The sequence below is a fragment of the Pseudomonas sp. 102515 genome, assembly GCF_031085165.1.
Lineage (GTDB): Bacteria > Pseudomonadota > Gammaproteobacteria > Pseudomonadales > Pseudomonadaceae > Chryseomonas.
The window spans coordinates 224821-237479 of sequence record NZ_JAVHTY010000001.1 but is presented as its reverse complement, the minus strand read 5'-3'; the positions used below and the strand labels follow the sequence as shown (position 1 = coordinate 237479).

Annotated in this window: 9 protein-coding genes; 5 read left to right on the top strand and 4 right to left on the bottom strand. The window is 64.9% G+C overall.

Annotation, left to right across the window (positions count from 1 at the left end; translation table 11 throughout):
* Positions 1–93: 93 nt before the first annotated feature.
* On the top strand, positions 94–1011 hold the full coding sequence (locus RCF34_RS01065; protein WP_308706496.1) for a helix-turn-helix domain-containing protein: 918 nt from the start codon (positions 94–96) through the stop codon (positions 1009–1011).
* On the opposite strand, the gene RCF34_RS01060 is transcribed toward RCF34_RS01065, so the two are convergent.
* Together RCF34_RS01060 and aroA are read right to left on the bottom strand one after the other, a co-directional pair.
* Complete coding sequence (locus RCF34_RS01060; RefSeq protein WP_308706495.1) at positions 971–4030, bottom strand: PAS domain S-box protein; 3060 nt, start codon at positions 4028–4030, stop codon at positions 971–973. The two genes, RCF34_RS01065 and RCF34_RS01060, sit on opposite strands and share 41 nt — an antisense overlap.
* Positions 4031–4072: 42 nt before the next feature.
* Positions 4073–5341 carry a 3-phosphoshikimate 1-carboxyvinyltransferase gene (gene aroA / locus RCF34_RS01055; RefSeq protein ID WP_308706494.1) on the bottom strand — a complete coding sequence of 423 codons (1269 nt, stop codon included), beginning with the start codon at positions 5339–5341 and terminating at the stop codon, positions 4073–4075.
* Between the two features lie 202 nt (positions 5342–5543).
* Between aroA and RCF34_RS01050 the strand changes: the two genes are divergently transcribed.
* The 3 genes from RCF34_RS01050 to RCF34_RS01040 all read left to right on the top strand — a co-directional run bounded on the left by RCF34_RS01050 (position 5544) and on the right by RCF34_RS01040 (position 9277).
* The gene (locus RCF34_RS01050; protein WP_308706493.1) at positions 5544–7097 is read left to right on the top strand and encodes an alkaline phosphatase D family protein; all 1554 of its coding nucleotides are present in this window, start codon (positions 5544–5546) and stop codon (positions 7095–7097) included.
* A gap of 119 nt (positions 7098–7216) precedes the next feature.
* Positions 7217–8161 (top strand): DNA replication terminus site-binding protein, encoded by a 945-nt coding sequence (locus tag RCF34_RS01045; RefSeq protein ID WP_308706492.1) that lies wholly within the window; start codon positions 7217–7219, stop codon positions 8159–8161.
* A gap of 522 nt (positions 8162–8683) precedes the next feature.
* Positions 8684–9277: a DUF1349 domain-containing protein gene (locus RCF34_RS01040; protein ID WP_308706491.1), complete on the top strand. Its 594-nt coding sequence runs from the start codon at positions 8684–8686 to the stop codon at positions 9275–9277.
* 12 nt (positions 9278–9289) lie between these two features.
* On the opposite strand, the gene RCF34_RS01035 is transcribed toward RCF34_RS01040, so the two are convergent.
* Together RCF34_RS01035 and RCF34_RS01030 are read right to left on the bottom strand one after the other, a co-directional pair.
* Entirely contained in the window at positions 9290–10063 is a 774-nt protein-coding gene (locus tag RCF34_RS01035; RefSeq protein WP_308706490.1) for an L-iditol 2-dehydrogenase, read from the bottom strand.
* A gap of 68 nt (positions 10064–10131) precedes the next feature.
* On the bottom strand, positions 10132–11439 hold the full coding sequence (locus tag RCF34_RS01030; RefSeq protein ID WP_308706489.1) for a sugar ABC transporter substrate-binding protein: 1308 nt from the start codon (positions 11437–11439) through the stop codon (positions 10132–10134).
* Between the two features lie 248 nt (positions 11440–11687).
* Here RCF34_RS01030 and RCF34_RS01025 point away from each other — a divergent pair, with 248 nt between their 5' ends.
* Positions 11688–12602 carry an AraC family transcriptional regulator gene (locus tag RCF34_RS01025; protein WP_308706488.1) on the top strand — a complete coding sequence of 305 codons (915 nt, stop codon included), beginning with the start codon at positions 11688–11690 and terminating at the stop codon, positions 12600–12602.
* Positions 12603–12659: the final 57 nt, after the last annotated feature.

The window sequence follows — 12659 nt, the reverse complement described above, 5'->3', positions numbered from 1 at the left end:
CGTGATCGCCGTTTTGTTGTATGGCTCCGGTATTTTTGGACGGTTTTCGCCGATACCGACAGCGATCTTTCCGATACTTTCTGGTACTTTTCGATGATTCGTGCGGCTATCGCCCAGGGACTGACGATGACCAACGCCTTTCCACCCATCTTCAAGCTGTATGGCGAGGCCCAGGCCTGGCCGGCGCCGGATCTGCTGCATTGCGAGACCATCGAGAGTCGCAGTCGGCTGCATGCCTGGCATATCGACACCCATCGCCACGCGGATCTCGCGCAACTGCTCTATGTGCGCACCGGTGGGGTACGCCTGCAGCTGGAAGACTGGCAGGGGGAAAGGCGCGGACCGCTACTGGTGGTGCTGCCGGTGCTGTGCGTCCATGCCTTCGAATTCGATCCGGCGGTCGAGGGCTTCGTCATCACCCTGCCGGTGCCCCAGGTGGAGCGGCTGAAGCAGCGCTGCCAGAGAGCTGGGCAGGGGTTGTTCCTGGGTGCCGAGTGCCTGGACCTGGCCGGGCCGGATGCCCTCTGGATCGATCAGTTGATCGGCCAGCTGGTCGGCGAGTACGAGGGGCACAGGCCGGGTCGCGAGATAGTGCTCGAAGCCCTGCTCGACAGCCTGGCGATCTGGCTGTTGCGGCAGCATCGCCATGACCAGGGCGCCGCCTTGCCCCGGCGCGCCGAACAGCACCTGGGACGTTTCCTGGCGCTGGTCGAGCAGCATTATCGCGAGCACTGGAGCCTGGGTCGCTACGCGACGGCGCTCGGTATTTCAGGGGTACACCTGAACGGCCTCTGTCGGCAGCTGGCCGGCGCCTCGGCGCTGGCCATCGTGCACCAGCGCCTGCTGCTGGAAGCGCGCCGTACCCTGAGCTACACCCAGGCGTCGGTGGGCGAGATCGCCGATGCCCTCGGCTTCGCCGATCCGGCCTACTTCGCGCGCTTCTTTCGCCGTGGCACCGGGCAGAGCCCGCTCAATTATCGACGTCTGGCGGGCCAGCAACGGCAGGGCTGACGGTTGCCAGGGTTTCGCCGACCCGCGCGGCCAGGGCATCGAGGTTGAAGGGCTTGGTGATCAGGGTCATTCCGGGGTCGAGATAGCCGTCCAGATGCGCCCCCTCGGCATAGCCGGTGGCGAACAGTACCTTGAGGCCGGGCCGACGCTGCCGCGCGATCTCGGCCAGCTGGCGGCCGTTCATGCCCGGCAGGCCGACGTCCGACAGCAGCAGATCGATGGGACGTCCGCTTTCCAGCAGCGGCAGGGCGCCGCGCGCGTCTTCGGCCTGCAGGGTCGCGTAGCCCAGCTCGCGGAGCAGATCCACCACCATCTGCCGGACCACGGGTTCGTCTTCCACCACCAGCACGGTCTTGCCGGCGCCCTGGGGCGTCACGGTGGGCGACGCCAGCCGGGGCGGCTCGACATCGGCGCCCAGGTAGCGGGGCAGGTAGAGGCCGACGGTCGTACCCTTGCCGGGCAGGGAGTCGAGTCGGACATGGCCCTTGGACTGCTTGGCATAGCCGTAGATCATGGACAGCCCCAGGCCGGTGCCCTGGCCGATGGGCTTGGTGGTGAAGAAGGGGTCGAAGGCGCGGGCCATGACCTCGGGCGGCATCCCGGTGCCGTCGTCCACCACCAGCAGCGCCACATAGTCACCGGCACTCACGGCGTCCAGGCCGTTACCGCTGTCGGTCAGGTAGACATTGCGGGTCTCGATGCGGATGGTGCCACCTTGGGGCAGGGCATCGCGGGCGTTGATGACCAGGTTGAGCAGGGCGCTTTCCAGTTGGTGGGCATCGGTCAGTGCCTGCCAGACATCCTCGTCCAAGTCGAGGACCAGGGCGATGTCGCCGCGCAGGCTGCGCAGCAACAGCTCCTCCATGGAGCGCACACTGTCATTGACATGGATGGGCTGCAGGTCCAGCGCCTGGCGGCGGGAGAAAGCCAGCAGACGCTGGGTGAGGGCGGCCGCGCGCTGGGCCGAGGTCAGCGCCGAATGCAGATACTGGTCGAACTTGTCCTGCCGGCCGGCCTTCTGCTGCCGCTGCAGCATGTCGAGGCTACCCATGATGCCGGTCAGCAGGTTGTTGAAGTCATGGGCGATGCCCCCGGTCAGCTGGCCCACCGCTTCCATCTTCTGCGCCTGGCGCAGTTGTTCCTGCAGCTCCTGCTGTTCGGTGACATCGCGCCCCACGGCGTAGATCAGATCGTCCTCGGCACTGGCGGTCCAGTCGAGGATGCGATAGCTGCCATCGCGACCGCGCAAGCGGGCCCTGAGGTTCGCCGAGCCCTGCTGGCGGCCCAGGCGCCGCAGGGTATCGAAGACCTGGCGCTGGTCGTCCGGATGGATCAGCTCGGTGAGCTGGACGCTCGCCAGGTCGGTTTCGCGCCGTCCCAGCAGGCGGGCGGCGGCGCTGTTCACCGTCTTCACCTCGCCATCGGCGCGGCAGATCACCATGAGGTCGTGGCTGATACGCCACATCCGGTCACGCTCGCGGGTGCGCAGCTCGATCTGCTGTTCCAGTTCCTGGCGCGAGCGGGTGAGCACTTCCCGGGCGTCGACGATGCTCTGGATGTCGGTGCAGGTGCCGAACCACTGCTCGATGCGACCCTTGGCATCACGCACCGGTTGCGCCCGACCGAGCACCCAGCGGTAACGCCCGGAGCGATGCCGCAAGCGGTATTCGATATGGTAGGGCTCGCCGGTGCTGAGGCTGTGGTGCCAGACCTTCCAGGTACGCTCCTGGTCGTCGGGATGGAAGACGTTGGCCCAGCCTTCGCCCTCCGTGGAGCCTTCCGGCACCCCGGTGAATTCGTACCAGCGATCGTTGAAATAGAAGTGGTGGCCATCGGGGCGGGTGGCCCAGACCATCTGGTCGATGGAGTTGATGATGGCGCGCAGCTGCGCCTCGTTACGGGCCAGCTCCTGGGCCTGGCGCCGGTGGCCACTGATGTCGATGAACAGCACCGCGAAACGGTCGCCCGGCAGCTTGTGGGCGCGCACCTCGTACCAGTGTTCGTGCTGCAGGTGCAGCAGGATGTCGAACTGGGTGAATTCGGCATCGCCGTTCATGAAGTCGATATAGGCGGGCAGCAGGTCGGCTTCCAGCTGCGGCAGGGATTCGCGCAGCGTCCGGCCCAGGACCTGATCCAGGGGGATCCCGGTGAGCGTAGCGAAGACCGGATTGACCTCCAGGAAACGGAAGTCCTCCATCCGGCCACTGGCACCGCGGATCGCCTGGGCCATGTAGAAGCCCTCGCGCATGCCGTGATACAGCTCCTGTAGCCAGAGATCGCGCTCGGTGATGGCGGCTTCATTGAGCTTGCGCTCGGTGATGTCGTAGCACACGCCCAGGTAGCGGCCGCCGCCCTGGCTGGTCATCAGTTGGCCGCGCCGACCGAGCCAGCGCTCCTCGCCGGTGTCGACCCGGCGGATGCGGTATTCGAGATAGTCGAGGGCGTCGTCGTCCGGCGCCGCGGTCAGGGTGCGCAGGCTGGCGACATCGTCGGGATGCAGCTGGCGGACCAGTTCGTCCAGGGAATAGCTGCGCCTGAGCGGCAGTCCCCACAGCTGACAGAAGCCCGAGGACACCAGCAGTCGGGCCTCTCCGGGCAGCAATTCGAAGGTCCCCACGCGACCGACGTCCTGAGCCAGGCGTACCCGCTCCTCGGCCATCAGCTGTTCGGTGCGGTCCTGCAGCACGTGCGCGAAGCCAAGTAGGGCGTCGGCGTCCTTCAGGGCCGTGGTAGCGATCTCCACCCAGCGCGGCGTACCGCCCTGCACCGTGATCCAGCCGGCGCCCTGGCCATGTTCATCGACCAGCGCCTGATGTTGGGCGGTGGTCAGGAAGGGGGCATCCCGACCGGCTGCCAGCAGGTCGGTCAGGCGCTGGCCGCGGGCTTCGCTGGCCGGCCAGCCACACAGTAGTTCGGCACCCCGATTCCAGCGCTCGATGCACCCGTGGTGGTCGGTGATGACCAGGGCGTGGGAGGTCAACTGCAGAAGCGCCTGCTGTTCGAGCAGAGAGATCGACATGCGTGGATTCCATTCAGCGAGCGGGCGTGTGGCTAGCGGTTCCTAGGCTTCGATACCCTCGCTCAGCTGGACGTTCAAACTGCGCAGGGCGTTCCAGTACTCAGGATAGGTCTTGCCGACGCATTCGGGGTCCAGAATGCGGATACCCGCCACTTTCAGGCCCGCCAGGGCGAAGCACATGGCGATCCGGTGGTCGGCGTGGGTCTCGATCACGGCGTCGGTCCGGGTACCGGCCAGGGCCGGGTCCGCAGCCACCAGCAGGTCGTCACCCTCCACGCTGGCAAGGCCGGCGCGAATGGCGTTGAGGCCGTCGTGCAGCGCCGCTACCCGGTCGCATTCCTTGACCCGCAGGTTGGCCAGGCCAACGAAGCGCACCGGCGTCTCGTTGAAGGCCGCCAGGACGGCGAGGGTAGGGATGGCATCCTGCATCTGCGAGCCATCGATGACGGCCGGCAGCCGGGGGAAGGCGGCGATATGGTCGCGGGCCTTGGCATCGGGCTGGGTGAAGGCGTCGTCGGCCACGCCCAGATCGAGGGCGCCCCCGGTCAGGGCCTGGGCCGCCCACAGATAGGTGGCGGCGGAGGCGTCCGGTTCGATGAAATAGTCCCGGGCGACGTAGCCGGTCGGGGCGACTCGCCAGGTGGCGGCGTCCAGCTGCTCGACCTGGGCACCGAAGGCGCGCATCGCCTCGACGGTCAGGTCGACATAACCACGGGCACCGATGTCGCTGCCGCGCAGGGCGACATCCACCGGTTCGCTACCCAGCGCGGCCAGCATCAGCAGGGCGGAGACGTACTGGCTGGAGAGACCGGCATCCACCTCGAAGCGGCGAGCGGTGAGTCGGCCCTGGCCGGTGACGGTCACCGGCGGGCATCCGGTTGGGGCGTCCACCTGGATGCCATTGGCCCTCAGGGTTTCCAGCAGGGGACCGATGGGGCGCTTTTGCATATAGGCGTCGCCGGTCAGGGTCACGGCGCCCTCGACGGTGGCCACCGCGGCGGTGAGGAAGCGTACCGCCGTGCCGGCGTTGCCAAGGAACAGCGGCTGGGCCGGCTGCTGCAGGCGACCGGAGCCGGTCACCACGAAGGTGGTGGCATCGGGCTCGTCGACGGTGACACCCATCTGCCGCAGCGCCTCGGACATGTGCCGGGTGTCATCGCTCTTGAGGGCGCCGGTCAGGCGACTGGTGCCCTTGGCCAGCGCGGCCAGGAGCAGCGCCCGATTGGTGATGGACTTGGAACCGGGCGGGGCGATCCGTCCGTGCAGCGCGACGTTGGGCGGGGTGACGGTGATGAAGGGTCTGGCGGACATGGGGGCTCCAAGCAACTTCGCGACGGCCGTGACGGCGGTTCGTAACAGGGGCGCCATGATGCCATTTCGGGGGGGCAGGCCAAAGTGTCCATTTATTAATACCACCCCTATATGGCGGCATGGATTTGCCTGACACTCTCGTGTCATGAGCAGGTCATCAAGTCGGGGTAGTGCTAGCGGTTTTCCAGCAGAGGCCTATGCCATGTCCCTTCTTCGTCCTGATCGTCGTCGTGTCCTGCAAGGCCTGGGCGCTTCGCTCCTGCTACCGGCTCTGGGTCAAAGAACCTTGGCCGCGCCGGCCGGACGTCCGGGAATACCCGACGGTATCCAGGCCGGGGATGTCACCGACGGCCGCGCACTGATCTGGAGTCGCACGGACCGGCCGGCCCGGTTGCTGGTGGAGTGGGATACCCAGCAGAGCTTTCGCTCACCACGCAAGGTGGCCGGTACCGTCACCACGACCGCGCAGGACTATACGGCGCGTGTCGACCTTGCCGGATTGCCTGCCGATCAGCACATCTTCTACCGCGTCCGCTTCGAGGACGTGGACAGCGGTGCGTTCAGCGAAGCCGTCGCCGGTCACCTGCGCTCGGCGCCGAGCCAGCGTGGCGATATCCGTTTCGTCTGGGGCGGCGACACCGTGGGGCAGGGTTTTGGCATCAATCCCGATATCGGCGGCATGCGCATCTACAACGCCATGCGCGAGCGGCGTCCGGACTTCTTCCTGCACAGTGGCGACACCATCTATGCGGACGGCCCGGTGCCGGCACAGCTGACGGTGGAAGAAGGCCGCATCTGGCGCAACATCACCACCGAGGCCAAGAGCAAGGTGGCGGAAACCCTGGACGAATTCCGCGGCAACTATCGCTACAACCTGATGGATGACCATCTGAAGAGCTTCAATGCCGAAGTCCCGCAGGTGTGGCAGTGGGACGACCACGAGACCACCAACAACTGGTCGCCGAGCAAGACGCTGGACGATCGCTACCAGGTCAAGGACATCGGTGTCCTGAGCGGTCGGGCGCGCCAGGCCTTTCTGGAGTACGCGCCCATGCGTGGCGTCTCGGCCGACGGGGCAGGGCGTATCTACCGCCGGATCGCCTACGGCCCCTTGCTGGATGTCTTCGTGCTGGACATGCGCAGCTATCGCGCCGGCAATGACAGCAACCTGGGGGACGAGGAGGGCGCTCAGGGCGCCTTCCTCGGTCAGGAGCAACTCGACTGGCTGAAGAAAGAACTGCAGGCGTCCACGGCGGCCTGGAAGGTCATTGCGGCCGATAGGCCCATCGGGCTGCAGGTCCCGGACGGCAAGGAGGCGCAGGGGCAGGCACGCTGGGAAGCCATCGCCAATGGCCATCCGGGAGCCCCCAAGGGGCGCGAGCTGGAAACCGCCGACCTGTTGCGCTTCATCGCGCGGCAGGGGATCCGCAATACCGTCTGGCTCACCGCGGACGTGCACTACTGCGCCGCGCATCACTATCACCCGGACCGGGCGGCGTTCCAGGATTTCGAACCCTTCTGGGAATTCGTGGCAGGGCCGCTCAATGCGGGCAGCTTCGGGCCCAACCCACTGGATGCCACCTTCGGTCCCGAGGTGGTGTTCCAAAAGGCACCGCCCCAGGCCAATACCTCGCCCTTGGGCGGCTTTCAATTCTTTGGCGAAGTCGAGATCGACGGAAAGACCACTGAGCTGCAGGTCACCCTGAGAGATCAGGACGGCCGACCGCAGTTCACCCAGAAATTGCAGTCCGTCTAGGCTAATACCACCCCTATATGAGAACTTAAGTTTGGGATACTCCACTACTCAGTAATCAATGAGGAGGGTGAAGTTCGCGCAAATGCTACAATCTGGTAGATATCAGGCTGGAGTTGGCTATGCACGAAGACATCAAGAGCGCGTTCGAGGATCTCAAGCGGAGCATCGCAGCCTTCAACGAGCGCTGGCCCGGCAAGGTGATAGCTGCCCGGGTCTGGCGGCTACCTTTGCTGGCGCAACAGCGGGTGCCTGACCACATCGCGGCGGAGTCCTTCGAGGGTACCGCCGCGGTGGAGCTTACCCGCGATGCCTTGCTGGCCTTCCACCTGCAACCCGGCCAGGCGCCAGGTACCGTCAGCCGACTGCCAGGCTATATCGCCCTCGCCGACCCCCTGATGGAAGAGATCCTGGCCATCAACACCTGCAAGGCGGCCTTCAGCGCGGCGATCGAACAGACGCGCCTTGAGCTGGAGCTGGCGCCCGAAGCGCGGCCGCGCATCATGCGCAAGGCGCTGGGCGGCGCCTTCAATACCAAGCAGCTGATCCGCAAGGTGCATGGCTTTCCCGATCCGGTCCGGCAACTGACCTTCACCTGGGCCGGCCATACCGCCGGAGGAGAGCGGGTCAAGGTGTCCAAGGTACGCGAGCTACTCAAGACCCTCGCCATGGCCCGCGCCGATCGGGAGCGGATCGCCCTGGATCGCACCCCGGAATGGCAGGAGCACCAGGCCCTCAATCGCATGGCGGATGACGACATCCTGGTCCGGCACAAGAAGATCGCCCCGCATCCCCGGGCGATGCTCTGGTTCGGCGAGGAGAGTCGCTATGACGCCATGATCCATGCCAACCTGCCGGTGTTCGTGGTACCGGCCCAGGACGGTATGCAGGTCGTCGACCTGCGCGATTTCGACCGCACCCAGCGCGGGGCGCTGCGACCCGATATCAAGCCGCGCCGCGAGGTACTGGCCACGCGACTGCTGTACCTGCCTACCGACAACCCGGAACGACCCGCCGCCCAGCGTAACAACGAGGCGACGCTCAAGCGTTCGACCTACAGCCGCTGAGCGCCGATGACGTTACCGAGCGGGTGAATGTCGTAACCAGATCCTTCGCTGCCGAGTGAAAAGGTAACGAAATCCTCCGCAACAGGTGTACCAATGCCGGGCCCTAATCGGTGAAACCTCGATATTTCAATGACTTATGAATGTTGGCACGGCGAGTGCTTTATTACTGGCACAAGAACAACAAGATGCGCCGCTAACCGCCCACAACAAGAACAAGACGGCCAAGGCTCGCGAACCGATCATTTTGGAACGCTCCAGAGCAACCAAAGTAATCTGTTCACTTCCCACCTCGTTGGTGGGGCGTACTGAAGATCGATGACGTCGATGTCCGACAACAAAAACAAGAGGACAACGGACGTACTTGAACAAGGGAGCCTCCGGGCTCCCTTTTTTCATGCCGGCGAGAAAATCGCTAGAGGGCGGGGGACGGCTCCCCTGTAAGCACGATTTACCGTCTGGCTTTGGCGCATCTCGCCTCCTTGATCTATCGTGTGCGCAGCCCATCCGCCGCGGATACCTGTCATGACCCTTGCGAAGACCTTGCCTGCCCACTGGCTGAACGAGCCGAAGCGCTGGTCCGACGTGGAGGGCCTGCTGCACATCAGCACCGATCGCGAGACCGACTTCTGGCAGAAGACCCAGTACGGCTTCGAGCGTGATAGCGGGCATTTCCGTGGCTATGCGGCCGGAGCGAATTTCACCGCGCAGGTGCGGATCACCGGAACCTTTACGGAGCTCTATGACCAGGCCGGCCTGATGGTGCGGCAGGGCCGCGAGCAGTGGTGCAAGACCGGGCTCGAGATCAACGATGGCATCGCCCATCTGGGCAGCGTCCTCACCCTGGGTCATTCCGACTGGGCCCTCGGCCCCATGCCTGATGCCTTGCGTGGCTTCTGGCTGCGCATGACACTGCACGACGAGGTGCTGCGTCTCCAGTATTCCCTGGATGGCCTGACCTGGCCGCTATTGCGGCTGTGTCGGTTCGCGAGCGAAGAGGGCGCGGCGCTGCAGGTCGGACCCTATTGCTGCTCGCCGCAGCGCGAGGGTTTGCAGGTCAGCTTTGCCGACCTGCAGATCAGGCCGGCGATCGTCAAGCCGCTGCACGACCTGAGCTGACGACAGGACAGCTCAGCTCATCCAGTTGCCGCCGTCGACGTTGTAGGTCTGGGCGACCACGAAGTCGCTGTCACTGGACGCCAGGAACAGGGCCATGCCGACCAGGTCCTCGGCGGTCCCCATCCGGCCGTAGGGTACGGCTTCGCCGACCAGACGCTTTTTCTCGCCCAGTGGCCGTTGCTCGTAATGAGCGAAGAGGGCGTCCACACCTTCCCAGTGCTCGCCGTCGACCACGCCTGGGGCGATGGCATTGACGTTGATGCGGTGCTTGATGAGATCGAGGCCCGCCGACTGGGTGAGGCTGATCACCGCGGCCTTGGTCGCGCAATAGACGGCGACCAGGGCTTCGCCACGGCGCCCGGCCTGGCTGGCCATGTTGATGATCTTGCCCCCATGCCCCTGGACGATCATCTGTCGCGCGGCGGCCTGCAGGGTGAACAGGGGGCCGGCCACGTTGATGGCGAACAGCCGGTCATAACTCTCCCGCGAGATCTCGACGATGGGTGCCAGGTCGAACAGGGCGGCATTGTTGACCAGGATGTCGAGCTTGCCGGCGGTAGCGACCACCTGGGCAATGGCCGTGTCGATGGAAGCCTGGTCGGTGACGTCCATGGCCAGGGCGTAGGCGCGCTCGCCCAGTTCCTCGGCCGTTTCTCGGGCTCTTTCGATATTGATGTCGGCGATGGCCACCGTCGCGCCTTCCCGCAGGTAGGCCTGGGCGAAGGCCTTGCCGATACCGCGCGCGGCGCCGGTGATCAGGGCGCTTTTTCCTTCCAGTCTGTTCATGGTCTTGGCTCCAGTCGAGAGACCGACCGCGCGGTGCAGCGCGCGGTCATGCCTTGGGTAAAGGGACGTTACTTGAGATAGCCCGCGCGTTTCATTTCGCGGGTCGTCGAGGTCTGGGCCGCGTTGAGGGCCTGCTCGACGCTCATCTGGCCGGTAAGGGCAGCGGAGAACAGCTTGCCGACCGAGGTGCCGATGGCCTGGAACTCGGGGATGGTCACGTACTGGATGCCGACATAGGGCACCGGCTTGGCCGAGGGATGGGCCGGGTCCGCGTGCTGCATCATCTCCAGGGTGATCCTGGCGAAGGGCGCAGCGCTCAGGTAGGCCTGGCTGTAGGTGGACTGGCGAGTGCCCGGCGGTACATTGGAGATGCCATCCTGATCGGCCACCAGCTGGATGTATTCCTTGGAGGTCGCCCAGGTGATGAAGGTCTTGGCAGCCTCCTTGTGCTTGGCGCTCGCCGGGATCGCCAGCGACCAGGCATACAGCCAGGACGAGCCCTTGTCGGTGACCTCATGGGGCGAGGCGGCGAAGCCGACCTCGTCGGCGACCTTGCTCTGGCTCTTGTCGGTGGTAAAGGAGCCGGCGACGCTGGCATCCACCCAGAGGGCGCACTTGCCGCTGTTGAACAGTGCCAGGTTCTCGTTGAAACCGTTGCTCGAGGCCCCCGGTGGGCCATACTTCTTCATGTTGTCGACGTAGAAGTTGGCCGCTGCCGTCCACTCGGGGCTGGTCAGCTCGGGATGCCACTGCTCGTCGAACCAGCGTGCGCCGAAGGCATTACCCATCAGGCTGAGCAGCGCGACGTTTTCACCCCAGCCGGCCTTGCCTCTCAGGCAGAGACCGTATTGCTCCTTGTCCGGCTGGTTGAGCTGGCTGGCGAACGCGGCGAGTTGCGACCAGGTCGGCTTGTGGGGCATCTGCAGGCCGGCAGCCTTGAACAGGTCCTTGCGGTAGTAGGTCACGGTGCTTTCGCCATAGAACGGCAGGGCATAGAGATGGTTGTTGACCGACAGCCCCTGGCGAACCGCCGGAAAGATGTCCTCGATGTCATAGCTGGCAGGCAGGTTGTCGAGCGGCTCCAGCCAGTTCTTGGCCCCCCAGAGCGGTGTTTCGTAGGTGCCGATGGTCAGCACGTCGAATTGGCCACCGCCGGTGGTGATGTCGGTGGTCAGCCGTTGCCGCAGCACGTTTTCTTCGAGCACCACCCAGTTGAGCTTGATATCGGGGTGCTGTTTTTCGAAGACCTGGGACAGGCGCTGCATGCGCACCATGTCGCTGTTGTTGACGGTGGCAACGGTGACCGATTCGACGGCCTGGGCAATACCGGTCAACCCGAGACCGGCCAACAGCAGCAACGCGATAGGGCGCTTCATCTTCTTCTCTCCGTGACTGCCACGGCGGGCAGCTTGTTGTTGTTATGAATGACTGGCCGCCGATATAAATCTGATCTCGACAGAGCAGCTGGAGAGGATTACAACAGCAGGGCCAAGCCGCTGGCTAACCTGGCATTGACCAGGTGCCGATACATTTTTGACCTGGATCGCTCAGCGCACCGAGGTCAAAAAAGCATCGATAGCCAGGCCTGTGGATGCGGCCCTACAAGAACAAGCAGAGGTACATCATGAAGGCAACCGCCTTCCTCGAAGCGCGGCCAGCAGAGCTGGAAGTGATCCTTGCCGCACCCGACCAGAGCTTTCGCTGGTACGAGCACGACTATCCCTACGCCTTGGCGCGCTGGAATCATCACCCCGAATACGAGATCCACCTGATCCGCCAGGGCAGCGGACGGCTGCTGGCCGGCGACTATGTCGGGCCCTTTGCGGCAGGTCATGTAGCCATGATCGGGCCGGATCTGCCGCATGACTGGATCGGTGATCTGCCATTCGGCGAGGTGCTCACCGGCCGCGATGTGGTCATCCAGTTCAATGGTGAACTGCTGCGCTCGCTGAGCGCTCTGGCGCCGGAGCTGGGTGATTATCTGCCGTTGCTGGAACAGGCTCGACGCGGCCTGGAGTTCAGCGGCGACACGGCCCTGCAGGCGGCTGAATTGATCGAGGCGATCGGCCAGGCCCGGGGCGCCGAGCGCCTGCTCAAGCTGTTCGCCTTGCTAGGCGCGCTGTCGCGGGCGCCGGAAAGCGAAAGCAGCGTTTTGGCCAGTGCCTGTTATGCGCCGGCGCTGGATGCCCGCCGTTCCGCACGGGTGCATCAGGCCTTCGACTACCTGCTGAGCGAACTCACGGAGGATATCCGGCTACCGGTGATCGCCCGTCGCGTCGGTATGAGCGAGGCAGGCTTTTCGCGCTTCTTCAAGAAGGTCACCGGCCATGGCTTCATCGAACTGGCGCGCAAGCTGCGCATCCAGCGGGCCTGTCGTCTGCTGCTGCAGGCGGAGCTGTCCATCGCCGCCATCTGTTTCGAGGTGGGCTATTCCAATCTGTCCAATTTCAACCGGCATTTCCGCAACGAGACAGGACAGACGCCCAGCCAGTATCGCCAGGAGCAGATCGGGACCCGGCGTCAGCAGCCGAATGGGTGAGGGCGGGCGAGGGTGGTTGTGCCCTGGACCGGCCAGATCTTGTAGAGGTAGGCGTAC

Bases quoted from the DNA above. Each gene is read 5' to 3' on its own strand.
- aroA (WP_308706494.1), bottom strand. From the start codon at position 5,341: ATGTCCGCCAGACCCTTCATCACCGTCACCCCGCCCAACGTCGCGCTG.
- RCF34_RS01065 (WP_308706496.1), top strand. From the start codon at position 94: ATGATTCGTGCGGCTATCGCCCAGGGACTGACGATGACCAACGCCTTT.
- RCF34_RS01050 (WP_308706493.1), top strand. From the start codon at position 5,544: ATGTCCCTTCTTCGTCCTGATCGTCGTCGTGTCCTGCAAGGCCTGGGC.
- RCF34_RS01035 (WP_308706490.1), bottom strand. From the start codon at position 10,063: ATGAACAGACTGGAAGGAAAAAGCGCCCTGATCACCGGCGCCGCGCGC.
- RCF34_RS01025 (WP_308706488.1), top strand. From the start codon at position 11,688: ATGAAGGCAACCGCCTTCCTCGAAGCGCGGCCAGCAGAGCTGGAAGTG.
- RCF34_RS01030 (WP_308706489.1), bottom strand. From the start codon at position 11,439: ATGAAGCGCCCTATCGCGTTGCTGCTGTTGGCCGGTCTCGGGTTGACC.
- RCF34_RS01060 (WP_308706495.1), bottom strand. From the start codon at position 4,030: ATGTCGATCTCTCTGCTCGAACAGCAGGCGCTTCTGCAGTTGACCTCC.
- RCF34_RS01045 (WP_308706492.1), top strand. From the start codon at position 7,217: ATGCACGAAGACATCAAGAGCGCGTTCGAGGATCTCAAGCGGAGCATC.
- RCF34_RS01040 (WP_308706491.1), top strand. From the start codon at position 8,684: ATGACCCTTGCGAAGACCTTGCCTGCCCACTGGCTGAACGAGCCGAAG.